General features: G+C 61.6%; 21 protein-coding genes and 1 tRNA gene. 14 read left to right on the top strand and 8 right to left on the bottom strand.

Annotated features, from left to right (window positions below; genetic code table 11):
- Window positions 1-451 precede the first annotated feature (451 nt).
- Both tusA and pdxB read left to right on the top strand, forming a co-directional pair.
- Window positions 452-694, top strand: a complete 243-nt coding sequence (tusA, locus tag B2Y33_RS07960; protein WP_023534172.1) for a sulfurtransferase TusA — start codon at window positions 452-454, stop codon at window positions 692-694.
- Between the two features lie 60 nt (window positions 695-754).
- Window positions 755-1897 carry a 4-phosphoerythronate dehydrogenase PdxB gene (gene pdxB / locus B2Y33_RS07955; protein WP_206405874.1) on the top strand — a complete coding sequence of 381 codons (1143 nt, stop codon included), beginning with the start codon at window positions 755-757 and terminating at the stop codon, window positions 1895-1897.
- 75 nt (window positions 1898-1972) lie between these two features.
- Here the strand turns inward: pdxB and B2Y33_RS07950 are convergent, their stop codons facing one another.
- Complete coding sequence (locus tag B2Y33_RS07950; protein ID WP_165919263.1) at window positions 1973-2146, bottom strand: PA1571 family protein; 174 nt, start codon at window positions 2144-2146, stop codon at window positions 1973-1975.
- A gap of 214 nt (window positions 2147-2360) precedes the next feature.
- Here B2Y33_RS07950 and B2Y33_RS07945 point away from each other — a divergent pair, with 214 nt between their 5' ends.
- A complete protein-coding gene (locus B2Y33_RS07945; protein ID WP_206405873.1) occupies window positions 2361-4121 on the top strand; it encodes an ABC transporter transmembrane domain-containing protein in 1761 nt (586 codons plus the stop codon).
- A gap of 87 nt (window positions 4122-4208) precedes the next feature.
- Here the strand turns inward: B2Y33_RS07945 and B2Y33_RS07940 are convergent.
- Both B2Y33_RS07940 and B2Y33_RS07935 read right to left on the bottom strand, forming a co-directional pair.
- A tRNA-Pro gene (locus B2Y33_RS07940) sits at window positions 4209-4285 on the bottom strand.
- Window positions 4286-4366: 81 nt separating this feature from the next.
- Window positions 4367-4588, bottom strand: coding sequence for a YgdI/YgdR family lipoprotein (locus B2Y33_RS07935; RefSeq protein WP_023534255.1), 222 nt, complete (start codon window positions 4586-4588; stop codon window positions 4367-4369).
- A 184-nt stretch (window positions 4589-4772) separates the two neighbouring features.
- Between B2Y33_RS07935 and moaB the strand changes: the two genes are divergently transcribed.
- The 3 genes from moaB to yegS all read left to right on the top strand — a co-directional run bounded on the left by moaB (window position 4773) and on the right by yegS (window position 7534).
- Window positions 4773-5312 carry a molybdenum cofactor biosynthesis protein B gene (gene moaB, locus B2Y33_RS07930; RefSeq protein WP_023534262.1) on the top strand — a complete coding sequence of 180 codons (540 nt, stop codon included), beginning with the start codon at window positions 4773-4775 and terminating at the stop codon, window positions 5310-5312.
- Window positions 5296-6522 carry a gephyrin-like molybdotransferase Glp gene (gene glp, locus B2Y33_RS07925; protein WP_049696310.1) on the top strand — a complete coding sequence of 409 codons (1227 nt, stop codon included), beginning with the start codon at window positions 5296-5298 and terminating at the stop codon, window positions 6520-6522. Before moaB ends, glp begins: the two co-directional genes overlap by 17 nt.
- Before the next feature lie 124 nt (window positions 6523-6646).
- Window positions 6647-7534: a lipid kinase YegS gene (yegS, locus tag B2Y33_RS07920; RefSeq protein WP_027915100.1), complete on the top strand. Its 888-nt coding sequence runs from the start codon at window positions 6647-6649 to the stop codon at window positions 7532-7534.
- Here yegS and B2Y33_RS07915 read toward each other — a convergent pair.
- The 3 genes from B2Y33_RS07915 to B2Y33_RS07905 all read right to left on the bottom strand — a co-directional run bounded on the left by B2Y33_RS07915 (window position 7518) and on the right by B2Y33_RS07905 (window position 9875).
- Window positions 7518-8177, bottom strand: a complete 660-nt coding sequence (locus B2Y33_RS07915) for a response regulator (RefSeq protein WP_104926025.1) — start codon at window positions 8175-8177, stop codon at window positions 7518-7520. The genes yegS and B2Y33_RS07915 overlap by 17 nt on opposite strands.
- Window positions 8167-9063, bottom strand: a complete 897-nt coding sequence (locus B2Y33_RS07910; RefSeq protein ID WP_028687368.1) for a sensor histidine kinase — start codon at window positions 9061-9063, stop codon at window positions 8167-8169. The genes B2Y33_RS07915 and B2Y33_RS07910 overlap by 11 nt, the downstream gene beginning before the upstream one ends.
- Window positions 9064-9398: 335 nt before the next feature.
- A complete protein-coding gene (locus B2Y33_RS07905) occupies window positions 9399-9875 on the bottom strand; it encodes a hypothetical protein (RefSeq protein WP_033695073.1) in 477 nt (158 codons plus the stop codon).
- Window positions 9876-10220: 345 nt separating this feature from the next.
- On the opposite strand from B2Y33_RS07905, the gene B2Y33_RS07900 reads away from it, so the two are divergent.
- The gene (locus tag B2Y33_RS07900; RefSeq protein WP_049696308.1) at window positions 10221-11156 is read left to right on the top strand and encodes a chemotaxis protein CheV; all 936 of its coding nucleotides are present in this window, start codon (window positions 10221-10223) and stop codon (window positions 11154-11156) included.
- Between the two features lie 55 nt (window positions 11157-11211).
- Window positions 11212-12009, top strand: a complete 798-nt coding sequence (locus tag B2Y33_RS07895; RefSeq protein ID WP_027915096.1) for an MOSC domain-containing protein — start codon at window positions 11212-11214, stop codon at window positions 12007-12009.
- A 64-nt stretch (window positions 12010-12073) separates the two neighbouring features.
- Here B2Y33_RS07895 and B2Y33_RS07890 read toward each other — a convergent pair whose 3' ends face one another.
- Window positions 12074-13999, bottom strand: coding sequence for a transglycosylase SLT domain-containing protein (locus tag B2Y33_RS07890; RefSeq protein ID WP_049696307.1), 1926 nt, complete (start codon window positions 13997-13999; stop codon window positions 12074-12076).
- Between the two features lie 223 nt (window positions 14000-14222).
- On the opposite strand from B2Y33_RS07890, the gene B2Y33_RS07885 reads away from it, so the two are divergent.
- On the top strand, window positions 14223-16148 hold the full coding sequence (locus B2Y33_RS07885; protein ID WP_028687365.1) for an ATP-binding cassette domain-containing protein: 1926 nt from the start codon (window positions 14223-14225) through the stop codon (window positions 16146-16148).
- A gap of 116 nt (window positions 16149-16264) precedes the next feature.
- Here B2Y33_RS07885 and B2Y33_RS07880 read toward each other — a convergent pair whose 3' ends face one another.
- Window positions 16265-16705, bottom strand: a complete 441-nt coding sequence (locus B2Y33_RS07880) for a universal stress protein (RefSeq protein WP_027915093.1) — start codon at window positions 16703-16705, stop codon at window positions 16265-16267.
- Window positions 16706-16815: 110 nt separating this feature from the next.
- On the opposite strand from B2Y33_RS07880, the gene B2Y33_RS07875 reads away from it, so the two are divergent.
- The 5 genes from B2Y33_RS07875 to topA all read left to right on the top strand — a co-directional run bounded on the left by B2Y33_RS07875 (window position 16816) and on the right by topA (window position 24174).
- Window positions 16816-17253, top strand: coding sequence for a hypothetical protein (locus B2Y33_RS07875; protein ID WP_027915092.1), 438 nt, complete (start codon window positions 16816-16818; stop codon window positions 17251-17253).
- Window positions 17254-17776: 523 nt separating this feature from the next.
- Window positions 17777-19924, top strand: coding sequence for a fatty acid oxidation complex subunit alpha FadB (gene fadB, locus B2Y33_RS07870; RefSeq protein ID WP_027915091.1), 2148 nt, complete (start codon window positions 17777-17779; stop codon window positions 19922-19924).
- Between the two features lie 31 nt (window positions 19925-19955).
- Window positions 19956-21131: an acetyl-CoA C-acyltransferase FadA gene (gene fadA / locus B2Y33_RS07865; protein WP_027915090.1), complete on the top strand. Its 1176-nt coding sequence runs from the start codon at window positions 19956-19958 to the stop codon at window positions 21129-21131.
- 81 nt (window positions 21132-21212) lie between these two features.
- On the top strand, window positions 21213-21464 hold the full coding sequence (locus B2Y33_RS07860; RefSeq protein ID WP_027915089.1) for a DUF1653 domain-containing protein: 252 nt from the start codon (window positions 21213-21215) through the stop codon (window positions 21462-21464).
- 100 nt (window positions 21465-21564) lie between these two features.
- Window positions 21565-24174, top strand: coding sequence for a type I DNA topoisomerase (gene topA / locus B2Y33_RS07855; RefSeq protein WP_027915088.1), 2610 nt, complete (start codon window positions 21565-21567; stop codon window positions 24172-24174).
- Window positions 24175-24293: the final 119 nt, after the last annotated feature.

The following is a 24293-nucleotide window of genomic DNA, read 5'->3' as shown; positions in this document are numbered from 1 at the left end:
AAGATCAAGATCAAGATCAACAGCAACAGCAACAGCAACAGCAACAGCAACAGCAACAGCAACAGCAACAGCAACACGCATCGAGCATTTCATCCTGGCCGATATCATGAGCTGTAATGTAAGGGCCGTGATCTATCAAAAGAAGGAGTTGGGTGAACTGGCAATGCCATACAACATGCATCTTACAAACTTTGGCAAACTCTTCCACTATGCATGGAGCGTCCGCCTTGCACCGTACTCCAAAGGCAACGAATTCCGCGTGGGAGCGGCCTCGTGCCGCGATGGGGCGCGCAGCGGCCCTGGCAATATCATGTGCGAAGCTAAACGCTTGAGGCCACCGCGCCCCCCTCAAGCCCGGTCAGGCGCCCCTGAACCCGCGGGTGCCCCGACAGCCCCACTTGGCCCGCGTCCCTAGAATGCGCCACAATACCCATCATTTGCGGAGCCCTTCATGACCGACCTCACCCCCGATGCCACCCTCGACGCCACCGGCCTCAACTGCCCGGAGCCGGTGATGATGCTGCACCAACACGTGCGTGACCTCGCCGCCGGCGGTCTGTTGAAAGTCATCGCCACCGACCCCTCGACCCGACGCGACATCCCCAAGTTCTGTAACTTCCTGGGCCACCAACTGCTGGAACAACAGGAAGACGCCGGCACCTTCCTCTACTGGATCCGCAAGAAAGCCGACTGAGCCGCTCTGGAACACGCTCGGCGTTGAGCCTACACTGCGTTCCCCAGACAGGAGAGCGCCATGCTGATAGTTGCCGACGAAAACATCCCTTTGCTCGATGCCTTCTTCCAAGGGTTTGGCGAGATTCGTCGCTATCCTGGGCGTAGCCTCGACGCCGCTAGCGTCCGGGAGGCCGACATCCTGCTGGTCCGCTCCGTGACCAAGGTAGATCGGCACCTGCTCGAAGGCAGTCGCGTGCAGTTCGTTGGCACCTGCACCATCGGCACCGATCACCTTGACCTCGACTACTTCGACCAAGTGGGTATCCGCTGGAGCAGTGCCCCCGGTTGCAACGCCCGGGGTGTGGTGGACTATGTGCTGGGTAGCCTGCTGACCCTCGCTGACCTTGAGGGTGCATCGCTGCCCGAGCGCGTCTACGGCGTGGTGGGTGCAGGCCAAGTAGGCGGGCGGTTGGTGAGCGTGCTGCGCGCCTTGGGGTGGAAGGTGATGGTCTGCGATCCACTGCGCCAGGCCGCTGAAGGCGGTGATTACGTCGAACTCGATACGCTCCTGCAAGCCTGCGACGTCATCAGCCTGCACACGCCCCTCGAACGCGGTGGCCAGTACCCGACCTGGCACCTGTTCGGCCCTGCGGAACTGGCGAAACTGCGCCCCGGCGCCTGGCTCATCAACGCCAGTCGAGGGGCGGTGGTGGACAATGGCGCGTTACGAGCGCTCCTGCAGCAGCGCGATGACCTGCACGCGGTGCTGGACGTGTGGGAAGGCGAGCCCCAGGTCGACTTGCAGTTGGCAGACCTGTGTACCGTTGCCACCCCCCACATCGCCGGCTATAGCCTCGATGGCCGTCAGCGTGGCACCGCCCAGATCTACCGCGCGCTGTGTCAACATCTGGGCGTGAATGAGGTCATTCAGCTTGCCGACCTGTTACCGCGTCCACCCGTGGCGCAGATTGAATTGGATGCCGAGGTCGATCTGCAATGGGCACTGGCGATGCTGTGCCGCGCCGTCTACGATCCGCGCCGCGATGATGCCGATTTCCGCCGTAGCCTGAGCGAAGACGTGCAGCATCAACGTGCCGCTTTCGACGCGTTGCGCAAACACTATCCGCCGCGCCGTGAGATCGAAGGACTGTCCGTGCGCATCCGTGGGAGCTCGCCCGAGCTCGCGCGGCTGATTGACGCCCTGGGAGCCAAGAGGGTCTGACGCTCGGATGCAGCCCCAGGGCAGAGCAGCATGCATAAAAAACCCGGCGCGAGCGCCGGGTCAGGAATAGGGTGATCAGTTTTTCTGCGAGCGCTCGACCCGGCTTTCTTCCAGGGCCTTGCAGGCCTGCTGGATCATTTGCTCGGTGATCGGCACCTCCCGCCCTTGGGCGTCGATCAGGGCGCCGCTTGCCTGGGGCGACGGTGCGTGACGGGGCGTGTGGTGTTCGCGGTCATGGTGCAAGCTCATGCAGGGTCTCCTCTTCAAATGACGACTGGGGTCAACCTTGCGCCTGGCAGATCGTCGACGCGGGTGCGGCGCAACCTGGGGCAGGGCCTTAGTCCACCAGAGATGGCGAAAAAGTGCCAGAGCGCGGTTAGAACAATAGGCTATAGCAGCACCGGACAGTTCCGTTCTGCGGCATGAATGGTAGGCTGCACGTTCCGCCTTCGTGAGCAGATCCATGGCCTCTACAATTCCGCGCCCTAGCCGCGCTTTGCGCCTTGGCTGGCATTTTGTTCGTCCGTATTGGCGGCGCCTGGTGATGGCCTTGCTGGCACTGGTGGTGACCGCCGGCATTACCTTGTCCATGGGGCAGGGCATCCGCCTGCTGGTGGATCAGGGGTTCATGACCGGTTCTGTCCATCAGCTCAACCAGACACTTGGGCTCTTCCTGCTGCTGGTGTTGGCCCTGGCGGCAGGGACCTTCAGCCGGTTCTACCTCGTCTCCTGGATAGGTGAGCGGTGCGTGGCGGACATTCGTCGCGCTGTTTTCGACCATCTGCTCGAGCTTCACCCTGGTTTTTTCGAAGACAACCGCAGCTCGGAAATTCAGTCTCGGTTGACGGCCGACACCACGTTGCTGCAATCGGTGATTGGCTCTTCCCTCTCCATGTTCCTGCGTAATGCGCTCATGGTGGTGGGCGGTGTGGCCTTGCTGTTCATCACCAACCCCAAGCTGACCAGCATCGTGGTCGTGGCATTGCCGGTGGTGCTGGCCCCGATCCTGCTGTTCGGTCGCCGTGTGCGCAGCCTCTCACGCCAGAGCCAGGACCGGGTGGCAGACGTGGGTAGCTACGTGGCCGAGACCCTGGGCCAGATCAAGACCGTGCAGGCCTATACCCATCAAGCCCATGACCGGGCACTGTTCGCCGATACGGTGGAGTCGGCATTTACAGTGGCCCGCCAGCGCATCGCGCAGCGGGCCTGGCTGATCACCGTGGTGATCGTGCTGGTACTGGGCGCTATCGGCACCATGCTGTGGGTCGGCGGCATGGACGTCATCGCCGGGCGCATGTCGGGGGGTGAGTTGGCGGCGTTCGTGTTCTACAGCCTGGTGGTGGGCAGTGCGTTCGGTACACTCAGCGAAGTGATTGGCGAGCTCCAGCGCGCTGCTGGGGCAGCAGAGCGTATAGCCGAATTACTGGCAGCGCAAAGCCAGATTCTGGCCCCGTCCAGTGGGCGGCAGCTGGCGGGAGGCCGTGCACGGGGCTGCCTGGCGTTTCAGCACGTGGTGTTTGCCTATCCGTCGCGACCCGAGCACAAGGCTATCGATGACCTGAGCCTGGTCATCCAGGCAGGCCAGACGCTTGCATTGGTCGGCCCTTCCGGTGCAGGTAAATCCACCCTGTTCGACTTGCTTCTGCGCTTCTATGACCCCCAGCACGGGCAGATTCTGCTCGATGATCAACCCATCGACCAGCTCGACCCCGACCACCTTCGCCAGCAGTTTGCACTGGTCGCACAGCAACCGGCACTGTTTCGGGGGACAGTGGCGGACAACATTAGCTATGGACGCCCTGACGCTTGCCTGGCCGACATCGAAGCTGCAGCGCGCGCAGCCCATGCCGACTCGTTCATACGCCAGTTGCCAGAGGGCTACCAGACTCGCCTGGGGGAGGGCGGGGTGGGTTTATCGGGTGGGCAGCGCCAACGGTTGGCGATCGCCCGTGCGTTGCTGGTGGATGCGCCGATCCTGCTGCTTGACGAGGCGACCAGCGCGCTCGAAGCTCACAGTGAGCACCTGATCCAGCAAGCTTTGCCGCGCCTGATGGCAGGGCGGACGACAGTGGTGATTGCGCACCGTCTGGCCACGGTACAGCACGCCGACCGCATTGCCGTGGTCGACCAGGGCAAAGTGGTGGCCATTGGTACCCACAGTGAGCTGATAGAAACCAGCCCTTTGTATGCACGGCTGGCGGCGCTGCAATTCACGTCAGCCTGAAGGGCTAGCCGACTGATGCAGGTTGCAGGTACGAGCCTGAACCGTGAGTAACAAAAAACCCGCACAAGGCGGGTTTTCGAAAGGATTTGGTCGGAGAGACAGGATTCGAACCTGCGGCCTTCTCGTCCCGAACGAGACGCGCTACCTGGCTGCGCTACACTCCGATGAACAAAATCCTACTGCATCCGAAATTCGCCCGCAAGTCCTTGTAAAAGAACGAAGCTTTGGCCAGGTCGGATGGGCTATCAGAGTTCTTTGACGGTGCGAATCTGGTCTTTATTCAGACGCATGCGCTTGCCATCGAGCTGCTCGAACTCGTAGAAGCCGGAATCTTCATCATAGGACGGCTTGTCCACCGCCTGGATTTCGCGACCGTCGTTCAAGGTGATGACGGTTGGGGTCGAGCAGCCGGCCAGGGCAGCCAGGCCCAGGGCGAGCATGAAGGCGGGAAGGGTCCGTTTGATCATCGTGTTTCTCCAGTGCGATGGTGCAAGATGACTGTTAAGACGCGGGACGTTAGTGCAAGTTCCTTGCGCGTGCAGCATAACGGCATTCGCTTGACGCAATCCAGTGCAGGCAGCGCTCCCGCACGCCGGCGGGAGTGCCCTGTGATATAACTGCCGTCATTGCCATTACCAGTGACGGATACCTATGAAAGCCTCGGCAGACACCCCGTTCGTTCCCCTCAACATCGCAGTGCTCACGGTCAGCGACACGCGCACATTCGATAACGATTCGTCGGGCCAGGTCTTCGTTGACCGGCTGACAGCGGCAGGCCACCGGCTCGCCCAGCGCGTGCTGCTCAAGGATGATCTCTACAAAATCCGCGCCCAGGTCGCGACCTGGATCGCCGACGACAGCGTGCAGGTGGTGCTCATCACCGGCGGTACCGGTTTTACCGGACGTGACAGTACGCCCGAGGCGGTCACTTGCCTGCTCGACAAGCAGGTCGACGGCTTTGGCGAGCTGTTCAGACAGATCTCCGTGGCGGATATCGGTACCTCGACTGTGCAATCGCGGGCACTGGCAGGGCTGGCCAACGGTACCCTGGTGTGTTGCCTGCCTGGCTCGACCAATGCGGTGCGCACCGGTTGGGACGGTATCCTTGCCGAACAGCTCGATGCACGGCACCGTCCCTGCAACTTCGTCGCCCATCTGAAGCAGGCGGCGGCCTGTGAAAGCCGTGGCTGAGGCCGTGCAGCCCAGGCCACTGATGCCGGTGGAGCAGGCCCTTGAGCAATTGCTGGCTTTGGCCGATGCCGCGCCGATTCGCGAGACCGAGCACGTGCCGCTAGCCGAGGCACACGGCCGTGTGCTGGCCACTGCCCTAGTGGCTTCGCTCGACCTGCCGCCCTGGCCCAATAGCGCAATGGACGGCTATGCGCTGCGCCGGTCCGACTGGCAGGGGGCGCCGCTGCCCGTCAGTCAGAGAATCTTCGCCGGGCACGCACCTGAGCCACTGCAGCCTGGCACCTGTGCGCGGATCTTCACGGGTGCACCGGTTCCCGAAGGCGCCGACTGCGTGGAAATGCAGGAAAACACCCAGGTTCACGCCAATGGCCATGTGGAGTTCTTGCAGCCCCTCAAGGCGCTGCAGAACATTCGTCCTCAAGGTCAGGAAACCCGCAAGGGCGAGCAGGTGCTCGACGCCGGCACGCGTCTTGGGCCAATCGAGTTGGGCTTGGCCGCCACCCTGGGTTATGGACAGCTCGATGTGGTACGCAAGGTGCGGGTGGCGGTGCTGTCGACCGGGGATGAGCTGGTCGAGCCAGGGCTGCCGTTGGGGCCTGGGCAAATCTACAACAGCAACCGTCGCTTGCTGGTCAGTTGGTTGCAGCGCCTGGGATGCGACGTCACCGACGCCGGTATCCTGCCTGATGACCTGGCTCGCACCCGCGCGAGCCTGGCTCAGTTGCAAGGCGTGGACCTGATCCTCTCGACAGGGGGCGTCTCGGTGGGCGAGGCCGATTATCTGGGCGCGGCCCTGCGCGAGGCCGGTGAGCTGGCTTTGTGGAAACTGGCGATCAAACCCGGCAAACCGTTGACCTTCGGTCACTTCCAGGGCGTGCCAGTGATCGGCCTGCCCGGTAATCCGGCCTCTACACTGGTCACGTTCGGCCTGCTGGCGCGCCCCTACTTGTTGCGCCGCCAGGGCGTGATCGATGTCACCCCCCTGCGCGTGTGCCTACCCGCCGGTTTCGATTGGCCCAAAGCCGGGTCACGGCGTGAGTACCTGCGGGCGCGCATCGAGCAGGGCAGGGTATGCCTGTACCCTAACCAGAGCTCCGGCGTGTTGCGCAGCGCGGTGTGGGCCGATGGGTTGGTCGAGGTGCAGGAGGGCACAACGCCCAGCAAGGGTGACCTTGTACCCTTCATCCCCTTCAGCGACATCCTCGGTTGACGCGCGCCAGTGGCGCAGGCTCGCTGCAGTGCGCGAGCCCTGCGCCGCAATATTTGAACGGCCGTGCAACAATTAGTAACGGCTGAGCGTCAAGATGCAAATGGTCAATTATGGAGACACCCACATGCAAGCGCGCAAGGCAATGCTGATTCTGCACGGCAAGCAAGCCATGAACGAAGACGTACGTACCGCCGTGCACGACCTGCGCGACACTGGCTGGGCATTGGACGTGCGTGTGACCTGGGAGGGCGGTGATGCCCAGCGCTTGGTCAAGGAGGCACTTGCCGCTGGATACAGCCACATCGTCGCCGGCGGTGGTGATGGCACCTTGCGGGACGTGGCCGAAGCCATGGGGCTCGCGGGCACCGAAGCCAGCCTCGTCTTGCTGCCGCTTGGAACCGCCAACGACTTCGCCAAGGCGGCCGGTATTGCGCTTGAGCCTGCCCAGGCGCTGGCGCTGCTCAATGAGCCGGCCCAGGAAGTCGATCTTGGGCAAGTGGGCGAGCAGCTGTTCCTGAACATGGCGACCGGCGGCTTTGGTAGCCAGGTCACAGCCAGCACATCCGAAGACCTGAAGAAGTTGATGGGTGCCGCCGCCTATGTGTTCACCGGCTTGTCACGCTTCAGCGAACTGGAGGCTGCCTCGGTCGAGTTGAAAGGCCCTGACTTCCATTGGCAAGGGGAGCTGCTGGCGCTGGGGATTGGCAACGGTCGCCAAGCCGGGGGAGGGCAGGAGCTTTGTCCGGATGCGGTGGTCAATGACGGGTTGCTGGATGTTGCGATCCTGCCCAAGCCGCAGGAAGTGGTCGGTGCATTACGCGATTTGCTGGCAGGCGATGGCCTGTTCATCCGGACGCGATTGCCGTGGGTGGAGATCAACAGTCAACAGGGCCTGGATATCAACCTCGACGGCGAACCGCTCAAGGCGGACAGCTTACGTTTCGAGGCGCGTCCCAAGGCCTTGCGCCTGCACCTGCCGCAAGGGTGCCCATTGCTCAGTCATCGAGGCTGATGATCTTCTCGCGCACGGCAAACAGTACCAGTCCGGCGACGTCGTGAATCTGCAAGCGTTTCATCACTTGCGAACGATGGGTTTCGACCGTCTTGATCGACAAGCCCAATCCATTGGCGATTTCGCGGGTAGACTTGCCGCGCACGATCAGGCGCAGAATCTCCAGCTGCCGGGCTGTCAGGTTGTGTCGCTCGCATGCCGGGCGTCTGGCTGGCCTGGTATGACGTAAAGCCTGATTGATGACGGTGTGGGCAATGGCTGGGCTCAGGTAGCGCTCCCCGTTGCGCACAGCGCGCAGCGCTTGCTCAAGCTCCGATGCGCTGGTGTCCTTGAGCAGATACCCATGGGCACCGCCCTCGAGGGCGCGCATGATCAGCTCAGGGTCGGTGTGCATGGAGAGGATCAGCACTTTGCAGGCGCTGCCGCTGGAATTGAGCTGGGTGAGGGCGTCCAGCCCGCTGGTTGATCGCATGGAGAGGTCCAGCAGGATGATGTCAGGCATCAAGGTTCGCGCCTGATCCAGCAACTGCCCGCCATCGTCGGCCTCGCCGATTACCTCGTACCCGGGTATGTCACTGACCAGGGCGCGGACGCCCGCTCTGATCAACGAATGGTCATCCACAAGCAACAATCTACAGTTCATGGGTATCCACTCGGTCCGCGCGTTGCCGGCTGCGGGGCGGCCAAGGGAAGACGGCCTCGATCCGGGTGCCCTGGCCAATATCGCTGGTGATCTGCAGGCTGCCGTTCAGGGCAGTGACCCGCTCCAGCATGCCAGCCAGCCCACGCTGACTGGCAAGGTGCGGGTGCCTGGCAGGCTTGAAGCCGCAGCCATCGTCCTCGATCGATAAAGCCAGGCCCAGCTCGGTACGCTGTAGGTGGATGACAAGGTTGCGCGCTCCGGCGTGACGCAACATATTGGTCACCGCCTCCTGGGTGATGCGAAACACTGCCATTGCGACATTTTCGCCAATGCCCCCAAGGCGTTGCTTGCAAGACAGGCTCCACTGCACGCCGCTGCCATCCAAAGTGCGCAGCAAGTGCGCGCGCAGGCTGGCCTCAAGGCCAAGGCTTGCCAACTGACGGGGGTTGAGCAGGGCAGAAACGTCGCGCACAGCGCTCAATGTATCGTCCAGCGTGGCATGCAAGGCATCGCAATGCCCCTGCACATCCCCGGGCATTCGTCGCTGCAGCCATTGCAACTGCAATTTCGCAGCGGTCAGCAGTTGGCCGATGTCGTCATGAAGCTCCCTGCTCAGGTGCTGGCGCTCCTCTTCTTGCACTTTTAGCAGGCGCTCGGCGAGTTCCGCAGGGCGCAAGCTGATCGAGCGCGCCTCCCTACGCAGTTGCACGGCAGCGACCAAGGCAGCGGTCAGTTGCAGCAACACCAGGCCGATGGGCACAGGTCGCTCGGCCAGGTGTAACGCCAGGCAGGCGAGGCAGGAGACCACGCTGATGCCTGCCGTGGCCCAGCACAGACTGGTGTACGGGGCGCTGCAACGAAAAGAGGTCATCAAGCGTGGGAACATAGGTAGGGGAGCCACTGAAGTATTGCTGATGGAGGCCTTGCACATTACTGCTCAGAGGCTTTTGCGCCGTACTTTCGATGTTTTTCGACCACGTGTTCATTCAACCTTGCGTCAAGTTGAAGCGTTTCGGTGGGGCATACTACCACCTCGAATTCCTGCGGTCGCCGCCGAAGACGACTTCCTCAAGGCAAAGCTTATTTGTGGTGAACTAGTACGTAGCATCGACCGACTTGCTTGGTTGAGGCTATTTCCTACAACTTTGTAAATCGAAGCTACAACTTTCAGTTTCATCAAAGTTGCACTTCTGGCATGCAACTGCGCGATGGCAATTTGCCCTACGGCTTGTCGCTGAGATCGGGCTGCTGACAGTCATGCGCTGCGCCTTCATCTGTGACGCAGGCTAATGCCAGAGAAGGTCGAGCTGCATTGGCCAGTTCGCCGAGCAACACAAATTGTTCTCCAGCGTCCAGGTCCAGCCGCCCCGTGTGCGTGTCCAGCAGCTCGAGCTGCCAGGCCAGGAGCCTCAGGCACGCAGCCGTAATGCGCAGCGTTGCGCGATGCAGGCACGCGCCTTGGCAACAGGGGGCCAGTATCTGCTGAACGGAGGTCGTGAAGTGGGCTACTTCAAGCAGCCCCAAACGCTGTGCGTCGTGTGCCAAGTCGCTTAACGCGGCGTCCAGGCACCTGCAGGCATCAGGGTCATTTTCGATGAGCTCAAGATGCTGCAAGCAGTCCTCTGCTCTGTTGAGGCGCTTCTGGGCCCTCTCGCGAAAACCCCTAAGCGCCTCGCAGAAGGGTAAGGCACTGTCCATCATGGTGTCTCCATGGGCAGGACAGGCGGTAGAGACGGGCACGCCGTTACGATAGCTAGCAAAGCCTGACTCCATTCATGCAGTGAGAATGGCGTCACATTAATGGCTAAAGGATAGAGCGAACATCAGGTTGTACCTGATTGCCACTAGGGGTTTCCCTGATAGGCAAGAAAAAAACGGAACTTTTCAGCGTGTGCGAGTGGAATTAGGAAACCAGTTAAGCATGCTGTTAAAGTGATATCAAATTAGGCAAGGGTGTGGCGTTTCTTGGGGTCAAGATGCTACTCCGGCTGCCGATATACACACAATCGCGCACATTTTCGACATGAGCCTGGGGGCTTACCAATGGCTGGCATTCTCGACACAGTAGACCAACGCACACAACTGGTAGGGGAGAACCGGCTGGAAATCCTGATGTTCCGGCTGGCTGGGCGTCAGCTTTTCGCGATCAACGTCTTCAAGGTGCAGGAGGTGTTACAACTGCCCAAGCTGACACTGATGCCGCAACGTCACGCGTTCGTCTGCGGTGTGGTGAACCTGCGAGGCCAGACACTCCCGGTAATCGACCTGTCCCAGGCGATCGGCATGCGCCCCATTCAGCCAGGCCCCGACAGCACCATCATCGTCACCGAATACAACCGCTCGGTGCAGGCGTTTCTGGTGGGCGGGGTCGACCGTATCGTCAACCTCAATTGGGAATCCATCATGCCGCCACCGACCAGTGCCGGCCGTCAGCATTACCTGACTGCCATCACCAAGGTGGACGACAAGCTGGTGGAGGTGATCGATGTGGAAAAGGTGCTTGCCGAAATCGTGCCTTACAACGCCCGCGTTTCGGGTGAGAAATTGGCCGATCCGGTACTGGCGAAGGCGCGTGGTCGCGAGGTGCTGCTGGTGGACGATTCCAGTGTGGCCCTGGCCCAGTTGCGCGACACGCTCTCGCAGTTGGGGATGAAACTGCACGTTGCCAGCGACGGCCTCAAAGCCTTGCGCATGCTCAAGGCGTGGGCCGATGCAGGGGAGGACATGTGCGAAAAGCTATTGATGATCTTCACGGATGCCGAAATGCCGGAAATGGACGGTTATCGCCTGACGACCGAAATCCGCGAGGATGCGCGCCTGCGCAAACTGTACGTGGTGCTGCATACATCGCTGTCCGGCAGCTTCAACGAATCCATGGTCAAGAAAGTGGGTTGCGACAATTTCCTGTCCAAGTTCCAGCCTGACCGGCTGGTCGATGTGGTCAAGCAGCGCCTGTTGCTGGACACCACCAACGCGTGATTGCGCGCCCTGCTGGGTATAAGCTGGCGGTTTGGCGATTTATGAGGCGGCAGGGATGTTTCTCAGTGAGCTCTACCGGTATCCGGTCAAGTCGGGGCGGGCGCAAGGCCTGCAGGTCTCTCCCGTCGGTGTGCTTGGGCTTGAAGGAGACCGCCGTTGGATGCTGGTCGAGGAACAAAACGGGCGCTTTCTGACCCAGCGCGTCTGGCCCCAGCTCGGGCAGCTCGAGGCAGTCGAGACAGGCGGGGTACTGTTGCTGCGGGCGCCTGGGCAAGTGCCGCTGAAGGTGGTGTCCCCGGCCGACGATGCCCCGCTGCGAGGGGTGACCTTATGGCGCGACACCTTTCGTATGCCGGATGCCGGTGATGAGGCCGCCGCTTGGCTCAGTGGCTGGCTAGGCAAAGCGGTGAGGTTGGTGTATTGCCCGCAGCAGCGGGCCAGGTACCTGCCCAATGGCTATGGCACCGACCGGGACCGTGCCGCCTTTCCCGACGGTTTCCCGTTGCTGCTCATTGGCCAGGCGTCGCTCGATGAGCTCGATCGCCGTGTCGGCCGGCCCATGGACATGCTGCGGTTCAGGCCAAACCTGGTGGTGCAGGGGGCCGAGGCTTTCGCAGAGGATGGCTGGAAGCGCATTCGCATCGGTACGGTGGAGTTCCGTGTTTTGAAGCCAAGCGTGCGCTGCATTTTCACCACCATCGACCCTGCCACGGGGCAGCGCAGCCCTGACCGCGAGCCCATGACCACGCTTCGGACGTTCCGGGAAAAGGAAGGGGACATATTGTTTGGGCAAAACCTGGCCGCCGATGGCGACGGGCACCTGGAGGTTGGCATGAAGGTCCAGGTGCTCTGAGTTGTCGGGTAGCCGGACGCCGGTGTGGTCGGCGCCCTGGCTTGATCAGCCGCTAATGGCCTCCTTACATGTCGTCGAAGTAGCGCTCGTGCCAGTCCACCAGGGGTTGTGGCATGTTGAGCTTTTGTCCGTAAATCACCGAATAGGACAGCACGTTCTGAACGTACTGACGGGTTTCATCGAATGGAATGGACTCGACCCACACGTCGAAGCTCAGGTGTTTGGCGCCTTTGAGCCATTGCCGTACGCGGCCTGGGCCTGCGTTGTAAGCGGCTGAGGCCAGTACTCGGTTGCCGTTGAACTGGCTGTGCACCTGGCTGAGGTAGGCAGCCCCCAGCTGGATGTTCTTGTCCGGGTTCAGGACCTGTGCGGGCGAAGCCAGTGGGATGCTGAACTTGCGCGCGGTTTCCTTGGCTGTAGCAGGCATCAACTGCATGAGCCCGCTGGCGCCCACGGGGGAACGGGCATCCTCCATGAAGGCGCTTTCCTGACGGGTGATTGCGAATACCCAGCTCGAGTGCAGGCCGCGCACCTTGGCTTCGCGTACCAGGGTGTCGCGGTGCGCCATGGGGAAGCGTACGTCCAGGTCATCCCAGTATTTGGCCTGGCTGATGGTGCGGATGGCCGGGAAATACCAGCGCAACTCGTAACCCAGGCGCGCCTGGGCGACCATTTCGTCCCGGGTGAAGTGACGGCTCACGTGATACCACTCGCGGCGACCTTCGACGATCTGACCGCGGGCATGGAATTCGAGGGCGCGTTGGATGCCAGGTGTATTGCGCACCTTCTTGACCAGCTGTGGGCTGAGCACCAGGGGCTTGTTGTTCAGTTGGTAGGGGGCTTGCGCACGGTCTGCAGCCAGGAAGCCATAGAAATCGCGCTCGCGGGCAACGGCCTTGTACAACTGCGGGACTTGCGGGTTCTTCGGCTGCGCCAGCTCCAGGCTCCGCGCCTGCCAGTACTTCCAGCGGCTGCTCTGGGCCAGGTCGCCGCTCAGGCGCTTGGTGAGGGCATAGGCATCTTCCCACCGGCCCAGGCGCAGCAACAGGCGCAAGCGCCATTCACTGACGGTATCGTCCCGCAGTTCGGGGTCGTAGCGGGTCATGAGGTCAAGCGCGCGCGGGTCATAGCGCCGGGCCAGGGTCAGGCCGATCTCGCGGGCAATGGCCACTTTTTCATCGCGGGAAAAGTGCATGCGCTGGGCATAGTCGTCAAGCAGCCCCATGGCGCGCTCCGGGTCCTGCCGTGCAAGGCGGCGCAGCCCGAGACTGACGACGTCCGAGGTCGCTTCGTCGGCCTGGGTGAAGCGTGATGGCTGGTTGAGCAATTCGGGTTTCTGCGCCACATCGATCAGCAGACGGCCTTGTGGCGCCAGCGTGGTCAGGGTCTTGACCAGGTTCTCGGCCAGGCCGTAGTTGCGTGCCTGGGCTGCAAGCTTGGCCCGCTCCCAGCGCTTGGCCTCCGTGAGCTGCCCCTCGGCAGCCCACATGGCGAACAACGGGTCGCAGGCAGCAGGCTGGGACTTGCCCACCGACCACAGCTTGTTTGCCGTGGCAAAGCCTTCGGTGCGCATCCCGTGGCTGAGCTGGTACTGGCCGTTCAGGCAATCGAGCTCGGTGAAGTTGAGCTTGGGATCGTAGTACTTGGCGAAGGTCTGCCACTCACCGCGTTCGGCCAGCCAGCGCAACCAGCGCAGTTTCATCCAGTTGGCCTGGGGCAGGTCGCCGTGCTTGGCCAGGAAACCCTCGATCTCCTGGTTGCTGGCAGATTTCAGGCGCGCGGTCAGTTCGTCATAGGCCAGATACGGTGTCAGCGGATAATCGTCGAGCGCCTGGGCATAGCGCAGGTACGGGCCCTTGTCGCCCTTGGCCAGCGCACGCTTGGCTTCATCATAGTATTGGCGTTGCACGGTAATGTCGGTGGCCTGGGCCGCGCCGGTGGCAGCGGTGAGCAACAGGCATGAAGCAATTTGTAACAGGCGGCTGCGCATGATACGTCCGGGCAGTTGAACCATGGGAAAGTGGCGGCGGGGCCAGCACTGTTGAAAACGATGGCCCTAGCTTAGCCGTTTGCGGATGACAGGTGAAAGCACTGTGCTTGTATCGGGATATTAAGTTCGACCGGGTGTCGCCGTGGGCGACGGGTGCAGGCCGTGCGGATGTCGGCGCAGGGCTAACTCAGGTAGAATGCGCGCCCGATTTATGGAGACGAACATGACCCTGCTCAAATTCAGCGATGTGTCCCTCGCATTCGGCGCCATGCCGCTGCTGGACAAGGTGTCCTGGCAGATCGCTCGTGGCGAGCGGGTGTGCATCATCGGCCGCAACGGCACTGGCAAGTCGAGCATGCTGCGCCTGGTCAAGGGCGAGCAGAAAGGCGATGACGGTGACATCTGGCGCGCCCCTGGGCTGAAAATCGGCGAGTTGCCCCAGGAACTGCCGCTGGCCGACGAGCGCACGGTGTTCGACGTCGTGGCGGCAGGGCTGGATGGCGTCGGCGAGCTGCTGGCACAGTTTCATCACCTGAGCCAGAACATCCAGGGCGATGAAGACCTGGAAAAACTGATGCACGTGCAGCACGAGCTGGAGGCCCGCGATGGCTGGCGCCTGCAGCAAGTGGTTGAAAGCACCCTGAGTCGTCTGCAGTTGCCGGCAGACAAGACCCTGGCGGAGTTGTCCGGCGGCTGGCGTCGTCGTGTACTGCTGGCCCAGGCGCTGGTGTCCGAGCCCGACTTGTTGCTGCTCGACGAGCCGACCAACCACCTGGATATCGGTGCCATCGCCTGGCTCGAGGAAGCACTGCGCGGGTTCAACGGCGCCGTGTTGTTCATCACCCACGACCGATCCTTCCTGCAGAACCTGGCCACCCGCATCCTCGAATTGGACCGCGGCGGCCTGATCGACTGGAATGGCGACTATGCCAGCTTCCTGGTGCACAAGGAGGCCGCGCTGGCCGCCGAGGAAACCGCCAACGCGCTGTTCGACAAGCGCCTGGCCCAGGAAGAGGTGTGGATTCGCCAGGGCATCAAGGCCCGTCGCACCCGTAACGAAGGCCGCGTGCGGGCGCTCAAGGCGCTGCGCGTGGAGCGCGGTGAGCGCCGTGAGCGGCAGGGCAAGGCCAACATTCAGATCGAGGCGGCCGACAAGTCGGGCAAGCAGGTCATGGTGCTCGAGCACGTCAGCTTCTCGCACCCGGACGGGCCGATGCTGGTGAAGGATTTTTCCATGGTGCTGCAGCGCCAGGACCGGATCGGCCTGCTGGGCGCCAACGGCACCGGCAAGACCACCTTGCTCAAGCTGATGCTGGGTGATCTGGAGCCCACTTCGGGCAAGATCGAGCGCGGCACCAAGCTTGAGGTCGCCTATTTCGACCAGATGCGCCATCAGCTGGACCTGGAAAAGACCGTCATCGACAACCTCGCCGAGGGCCGAGACTTCATCGAGATCGAAGGGCAGAACCGGCATGTGCTGAGCTACCTGGGCGACTTCCTGTTCAGTCCGCAGCGGGCCCGCACCCCGGTCAAGGCATTGTCCGGCGGCGAACGTGCGCGCCTGCTGCTGGCCAAGCTGTTCAGCAAGCCGGCCAACCTGCTGGTGCTCGACGAACCCACCAACGACCTGGACGTGGAAACCCTCGAGCTGCTCGAAGAGGTGCTCTCCAACTACAAGGGTACCGTGCTGATGGTCAGCCACGACCGGGCGTTTCTCGACAACGTCGTGACCAGCACCCTGGTGTTCGAGGGCGATGGCTTGGTTCGCGAGTACGTGGGCGGTTACGAAGACTGGATTCGTCAGGGCGGTTCGCCAAAGCTGCTCGGCGTTACGGAGAGTAAAGGCGGCAAGTCGGCGCTCAACAGTGCGGTGGTGGAGAAGGTCGAGGCCAAGCCGCAAGCCGTCGCTGCGCCAGTGGCCGAGGAATCGAAGAAAAAGCTCAGCTACAAGCTTCAGCGTGAGCTGGAGATGCTGCCGGGGCAGATCGACGCGCTGGAACAGCGCATGGCCCAGGCTCAGGAAGAGGTGAGCGCGGTCGGTTTCTACCAGCGTCCGATCGCAGAGACGTCAGCGGTGCTGGCGAACATCGAGAAGCTGCAAGGTGAGCTCGATGCCCTGGTGGAGCGCTGGGCCGAGCTGGAAGGCTAAGCAGGCAGGGCGTTGATCGCCTGCGCGTAGCGGGCGAGCCCGCTGCCAGGTGCCAGAGGGAGGATGCAACCCCAAGGCACCTGGCGTGGCCGCTTAACCCCTGGCGGTAGACAGGCTCAGTCCTTTTTCTGCAGTCGCACTGCCAGCACATCGCAGGGTGCGCCGTGCAGCACGTCGTTGGCTGTGGAGCCCAGCAGCAGCGCCAGGCCGTGGCGACCGTGGCTGCCCACGACGATCAGGTCGCAGTGCTGTTCTTTGGCCAATTGATGGATTTCCTGGCGGGGCTGGCCGTAGGTCAAGTGCGAGTCGCCGCGCTGGATGCCCGGATACTTGCTGAACAGGCGATCCATGCGTTCCTTGGCCTGATCGAACTGCTGCTGTTGCAGTTGCGACAAGTCCATCGGCACGTCGCCGCCAAACGCCATGGCCATGGGTTCGACGATGTGCACCAGTGACACCTTGGCGTTGGTAGGCTGGGCCAGCGCCATGGCGCGCTTGATCACAGGGTCGCATTCTTCCGTCAGGTCGACGGCGACCAGCAGATGTTGGTAGGTCATGAGCTGTACTCCAGGCAATCGCTATAGAAGAAGTATGGTCGCTTTCGGGCGGGTCATGCGTGAAAAATGGCTAACCAGCTCATTTGCAACGGTTTATGGGAGCTACTGATATGACGGTATTGCTGGTGGTGTCAATCCTTGCGCTGATTCTCAGCCCGCTTTCCTGGCTGCGCAACTCGCGCAATCAGAGTGAGCAGATGCGCCTGCGCCTGGAGGCGCGGCGCATGGGCCTGGCCATGCAGCTGGCGCCTCAGCAGTGGCCGCACTGGCTGGAAAAACAGCCGCCGAGCCCTTGCCCGCAATATCACCGGGCACGCAAGCGGGGGCATGTCGACAGCTTCAGCTTCTGGCAGATCAGCCCTGGCGTATGGTGGAACCAGTGGCGCGAGCCGTGCGAAGACCCGCGCTTCTTGCAAGCCCTGGCCCGTCTGCCAGCAAGCGCCTACAAGGTCGAGGCCGATGCGCGGATGATAGCGCTCTACTGGACGGAGCGGGGGGACACGGCTGTATTGCAGGATGTTGCCTACGTGCTGGAGACACTGGCCTGACTCCAAGGGTGCTCGGCGGGCTGTCCATGGCCCCTGACACGCAGCGCAACGAGAAAGCGGCGATTCGGCGGTTCCTGACAGGAACCGGTCAATCGCCGCTTTCTCGTTCTACCACGCCAAAAGGCTGGGCAGGCCGTTGAATTCACTCCGTCAAGTAACGCCTGGCGCTTGTGCCTGGATCAGCCAGACTGCAAGGGGTGCCGAGGCTGGCAAGGTGTGAGGATTGCCAGCATGAATGGCCAGCGATCAGCGGCATGATCGGTCGTACCCGGCTTGTGGAAAGTGACCGCAAAGTCGGCCTTTCTCCCCGTGGGTGCAGCATTTGACAATGCAGATCTTTTCGGAGAATGTGTGCACACCCAAATCAAACGGGCGTATGAATTGAGCGTTTGCATTGCACGCCACTCATTCATGCGTACGACTCGCGCGCTGACGGGTGTGCCTGGAGCAGGTGGCCATGACGGCTGCGGTGCTGCAGTGATCGGCGTGTACAGTTCAGCTTCCATATCTTGGAGATCAGTTGATGATTTACGAAGGTAAAGCCATCACGGTTAAGGCTCTTGAAAGTGGCATCGTCGAGCTCAAGTTCGACCTCAAGGGTGAGTCCGTCAATAAGTTCAACCGCCTGACCCTGAGCGAGCTGCGCCAGGCTGTAGACGCCATCCAGACCGATGCTTCGGTCAAGGGTGTCATCGTTAGCAGCGGCAAGGACGTGTTCATCGTCGGTGCCGACATCACCGAGTTCGTCGACAACTTCAAGTTGCCCGAGGCCGAATTGGTCGCCGGCAGCCTGGAAGCCAACCATATCTTCAACGCCTTCGAAGACCTCCAGGTGCCTACGGTTGCAGCCATCAACGGTATCGCCCTGGGCGGTGGTCTGGAGATGTGCCTGGCAGCGGACTACCGCATCATGGCCACCACCGCGCGCATCGGCCTGCCCGAAGTGAAGCTGGGCATCTATCCAGGCTTTGGTGGCACAGTGCGTCTGCCGCGCCTGATCGGCTCGGACAACGCCGTCGAGTGGATTGCCGCGGGCAAGGAAAACAGTGCCGAAGACGCCCTGAAAGTCGGTGCCGTCGATGCCGTGGTAGTGCCTGAGTTGCTCATGGCCGGTGCCCTGGACCTGATCAAGCGCGCCATCAGTGGCGAGCTGGACTACAAGGCCAAGCGCCAGCCCAAGCTCGAGAAGCTCAAGCTCAATGCCATCGAGCAGATGATGGCCTTCGAAACCGCCAAAGGTTTCGTCGCTGGGCAGGCCGGCCCTAATTACCCAGCGCCTGTCGAGGCGATCAAGTCCATCCAGAAAGCGGCCAACTTCGGTCGCGACAAGGCACTTGAAATCGAAGCGGCAGGCTTTGCCAAGCTGGCCAAGACGTCGGTTGCACAGAGCCTCATCGGCTTGTTCCTGAACGATCAGGAACTCAAGCGCAAGGCCAAGGCCCACGACGAGATTGCCCGTGACGTCAAGCAGGCGGCCGTGCTGGGCGCCGGTATCATGGGCGGCGGCATCGCCTATCAGTCGGCGGTCAAGGGCACGCCGATTCTGATGAAGGATATTCGCGAAGAGGCCATCGAGCTTGGGTTGAACGAAGCGTCCAAGCTGCTGGGCAATCGGGTCGAGAAAGGTCGCCTGACGCCGGCCAAGATGGCCGAGGCGCTCAACGCGATTCGTCCGACCCTGTCGTACGGCGATTTCGCCCACGTGGACATCGTGGTCGAGGCGGTGGTTGAAAACCCCAAGGTCAAGCAGGCCGTGCTTGCCGAGGTGGAAGGGCAGGTGAGGGAGGATGCGATTCTGGCATCCAATACCTCGACCATTTCCATCAATCTGCTGGCACAAGCGCTGAAGCGCCCGGAAAACTTCGTGGGCATGCACTTCTTCAACCCGGTGCACATGATGCCGCTGGTGGAAGTGATCCGTGGCGAAAAATCCAGCGAAGTGGCAGTTGCTACCACCGTCGCTTACGCCAAGAAGATGGGCAAGAACCCAATCGTGGTCAACGACTGCCCAGGGTTCTTGGTCAACCGTGTCCTGTTCCCGTACTTCGGCGGCTTCGCCAGGCTGGTTAGCGCGGGGGTGGACTTCGTGCGCATCGACAAGGTCATGGAAAAATTCGGCTGGCCCATGGGCCCGGCGTACTTGATGGACGTGGTGGGCATCGACACCGGGCATCATGGCCGTGACGTCATGGCCGAGGGCTTCCCCGATCGCATGAAGGACGAGCGCCGCTCGGCCATCGACGCCTTGTACGATGCCAACCGCCTGGGCCAGAAGAACGGCAAGGGCTTCTACGCCTATGAAACCGACAAGCGTGGCAAGCCGAAGAAAGTCGCCGATGCCGGCGTGCTTGAGGTACTCAAGCCCATCGTGTACGAGCAGCGTGAAGTCAGTGACGAGGACATCGTCAACTGGATGATGATCCCGCTGTGCCTGGAAACCGTTCGCTGCCTTGAAGATGGCATCGTCGAGACGGCCGCCGAGGCGGACATGGGCCTGGTCTACGGCATTGGCTTCCCACCCTTCCGTGGCGGCGCGCTGCGCTACATCGATACCTTGGGTGTAGCCGAATTCGTCGCCCTGGCCGATCGCTATGCCGACCTGGGGCCGCTGTACCACCCGACCGCCAAGCTGCGTGAGATGGCCAAGACGGGCCAGCGCTTCTTCAACTGAGCGGTCAACGAGCTAGAGCGAGAGATTTGATATGAGCCTTAATCCAAGAGACGTGGTGATCGTCGACTTCGGTCGCACGCCAATGGGCCGCTCCAAGGGTGGCATGCACCGCAATACCCGTGCCGAAGACATGTCGGCGCACCTGATCAGCAAGTTGCTTGAGCGCAACGACAAGGTCGATCCCAAGGAAGTCGAGGACGTGATCTGGGGCTGTGTGAACCAGACCCTGGAGCAGGGCTGGAACATCGCCCGCATGGCCTCGTTGATGACCCAGATCCCGCACACCTCTGCGGCGCAGACCGTCAGCCGGCTGTGCGGCTCGTCGATGAGCGCACTGCACACCGCCGCCCAGGCGATCATGACTGGCAATGGCGACGTGTTCGTGATTGGCGGCGTCGAGCACATGGGGCACGTGAGCATGATGCATGGCGTAGACCCCAACCCACACCTGGCGCTGCATGCGGCCAAGGCCTCGGGCATGATGGGCCTGACGGCCGAGATGCTGGGCAAGATGCACGGCATCACGCGTGAACAGCAGGATCAGTTCGGCGTGCGCTCGCACCAGCTGGCGCACAAGGCCACCATCGAGGGCAAGTTCAAGGACGAGATCATCCCCATGCAGGGGTATGACGAGAACGGTTTCCTGAAAGTGTTCGACTTCGACGAAACCATTCGTCCGGAAACCACCCTCGAGGGCCTGGCGTCGCTCAAGCCGGCCTTCAACCCCAAAGGCGGAACCGTGACCGCAGGTACTTCTTCCCAGATCACCGACGGTGCCTCGTGCATGATCGTGATGTCAGGGCAGCGTGCGATGGACCTGGGTATCGAGCCTCTGGCGGTCATTCGGGCCATGGCAGTGGCGGGCGTCGACCCCGCGATCATGGGCTACGGCCCAGTACCGGCCACCCAGAAAGCCCTCAAGCGCGCGGGCTTGAGCATGGCCGACATCGACTTCATCGAACTCAACGAGGCGTTCGCCGCACAGGCGCTGCCTGTGTTGAAAGACTTGAAAGTGCTCGACAAGATGAATGAGAAGGTTAACCTGCACGGCGGCGCGATCGCCTTGGGTCACCCGTTTGGTTGCTCCGGGGCGCGTATTTCCGGCACCCTGCTCAACGTCATGAAGCAAAATGGCGGCACGCTGGGGGTTGCGACCATGTGCGTCGGCCTTGGCCAAGGTATCACCACTGTCTTTGAACGCGTCTAAGGCGCAGGAGAAGGACAGCAACCGGGGCCTCGTGCCCCGGTTTTGTTTTTTGGGTTTCGATGGCATCAGGAGGTAGACGACATGCAGATCCAGCCAGGTGTGTACCGGCATTACAAGGGCCCGGAGTACCGTGTGTTCAGTGTTGCGCGGCACTCCGAGAGCGAGGAGTGGATGGTGTTCTACCAATGCCTGTATGGTGATTACAGCTTCTGGGTGCGCCCGCTGTCGATGTTCCGCGAGTCGGTGGAAGTCGATGGCGAACAGGTGCCCCGCTTTGCGTTGATCAAGGCCGAAGAAGGGCTTTGCGGGATGTCGGACAAGTCGCAGGCGTGATGTTCTGAACTTGACCTCGCAGTTTTGCCACTATATATAGCGGTGCCGCGTCTGGTACCTGACGTGTTTTCAATCTTCAGATTCAGGAATACTCCGATCCATGGGCAAATCGCTGGTCATTGTGGAATCCCCGGCCAAGGCCAAGACCATCAACAAGTACCTGGGCAACCAGTACGTGGTGAAGTCGAGTATCGGCCATATCCGAGACCTTCCCACCAGCGGTTCGGCTAGCGCGAGCAAAGAGCCGGCCGCCAAGCGTGGCAAGGCGGCGGGTGAGGCACCGGCCCTTTCGCCCAAAGAAAAGGCGCGTCGCCAGCTGGTTGCACGCATGGGCGTCGACCCGGACCAGGGCTGGAAAGCCAAGTACGAGATCCTTCCCGGCAAGGAAAAGGTGATCGACGAGCTGCGCCGCCTGGCCAAGGACGCCGACACCATCTACCTCGCAACCGACTTGGACCGCGAAGGGGAGGCGATCGCCTGGCACCTGCGTGAGGCCATCGGTGGCGACGACACCCGCTATAAGCGCGTGGTGTTCAACGAAATCACCAAGAAAGCCATTCAGGAAGCGTTTTCGCAGCCCGGTGAGCTCGACATCGATCGGGTCAACGCGCAGCAGGCGCGCCGTTTTCTCGATCGCGTAGTGGGGTACATGGTGTCCCCGTTGCTGTGGTCCAAGATTGCCCGTGGCCTGTCGGCCGGGCGTGTGCAATCGGTAGCCGTCAAGCTGGTGGTCGAACGCGAACGCGAGATTCGTGCCTTCATTCCTCAGGAATACTGGGAAATCCATGCCGATCTCGGCACTGCCAAGAACGCCAAGGTTCGCTTCGAAGTCGCCCGTGAAAATGGCGAGGCCTTCAAGCCGCTGAACGAAACCCAGGCCATGGCCGCGCTGGAAAAGCTCAAGGCATCGAGCTATAGCGTTGTCAAGCGTGAAGACCGCCCGACCAGCAGCAAGCCTTCAGCGCCCTTCATCACCTCGACCCTGCAACAGGCGGCGAGCAATCGCCTGGGGTTCGGCGTGAAGAAGACCATGATGATGGCCCAGCGTCTGTACGAAGCGGGTTACATCACCTACATGCGTACCGATTCGACCAACCTGTCGAGCGATGCGCTGGAAATGGCCCGTAGCTACATCGAGCGAGAATTTGGCAAGCAGTACCTGCCCGAAACGCCGCAGGTCTACGGCAGCAAAGAGGGGGCTCAGGAGGCGCACGAAGCCATCCGGCCTTCGGACGTGAGCACCCACCCGACCAAGCTCAGCGGTATGGAGCGCGATGCCGAGCGGCTGTACGAGCTGATCTGGCGTCAGTTCCTGGCCTGCCAGATGCCGCCGGCCCAGTACCTGTCCACCAGCGTGACCGTGGCAGCAGGCAGCTTCGAGCTGCGTGCCAAGGGCCGTATCCTGAAGTTCGATGGCTACACCCGCGTGTTGCCGCAGCAGAGCAAGCCTGGTGAAGACGACGTGCTGCCCGAAATGGTCCAGGGTGAAGCGCTCAAGCTGATGCAGCTTGATCCTACCCAGCACTTCACCAAACCGCCTGCACGGTTCACCGAGGCCAGCCTGGTCAAGGAAATGGAAAAACGCGGTATCGGCCGTCCATCCACCTATGCGGCGATCATCTCGACCATCCAGGACCGTGGCTACGTGACGTTGCACAACCGTCGCTTCTACTCGGAGAAGATGGGCGATATCGTGACCGAGCGGCTTTCCGAGAGTTTCTCCAACTTGATGGATTACGGTTTCACCGCCGGCATGGAGGAGAACCTCGACGACGTCGCCCACGGCGAACGCGACTGGAAGAACGTGCTGGACGAGTTCTACGGCGACTTCAGCAAAAAGTTGCAGACGGCCGAATCCAGCGAAGGCGGCATGCGCGCCAACCAGCCGACGATGACCAACATTCCTTGCAAGGAGTGTGGCCGGCCGATGATGATCCGTACAGCGTCCACGGGCGTGTTCCTGGGCTGCTCTGGTTACAGCCTGCCACCCAAGGAGCGCTGCAAGTCCACGGTCAACCTCGTGCCTGGTGACGAGATTGCTGCAGACGACGAGGGTGAATCGGAGTCGCGCGTCTTGCTTGGCAAGCACCGCTGCCCGGTCTGTGCGACGGCGATGGACGCCTACCTGCTCGATGAAAAGCACAAGCTGCACATCTGTGGGAATAACCCCGATTGCCCGGGTTACGAGATCGAAGAGGGCAGCTATCGCATCAAAGGCTACGAAGGCCCAAGCCTTGAGTGCGACAAGTGCGGCAGCGAAATGCAGCTCAAGACCGGGCGCTTCGGCAAGTTCTTCGGGTGCACCAACCCTGCGTGCAAGAACACGCGCAAGCTGCTCAAAAGCGGTGAAGCGGCGCCGCCGAAGATGGACAAGGTCGACATGCCTGAGCTCAAGTGCGAGAAGGTGGACGACACCTATGTGCTGCGCGATGGTGCTTCGGGGCTGTTCCTGGCTGCCAGCCAGTTCCCGAAGAATCGCGAAACGCGTGCGCCCCTGGTGTGCGAGATTGTTCCGCACAAGCATGAGATCGATCCCAAGTACCATTTCCTGTGCGAAGCGCCCCAGAAGGATCCGGACGGTCGTCCTACCGTGATCCGCTACAGCCGCAAGACCAAGGAGCAATACGTCCAGTCCGAAGTGGACGGCAAGCCTACCGGTTGGAAGGCGTTCTACGATGGCAAGACCTGGAAAGTCGAAGACAAGCGCTGAGGTCTAGCGTTCAGGGATGGGGCCGCGCGGCGGCCTTTCGTGAGCTGATGCCACGAAAGGCCGCAGCACGGCCCCTTTCATTTATGATGCAGCAATCCGCTTAGCCACCTGATGGGAGG

The organism is Pseudomonas sp. UBA5666 (assembly GCF_002420785.1).
Classification (GTDB): Bacteria; Pseudomonadota; Gammaproteobacteria; order Pseudomonadales; family Pseudomonadaceae; genus Aquipseudomonas; species Aquipseudomonas fulva.
This window is presented reverse-complemented; position numbering and strand designations above follow the sequence as displayed.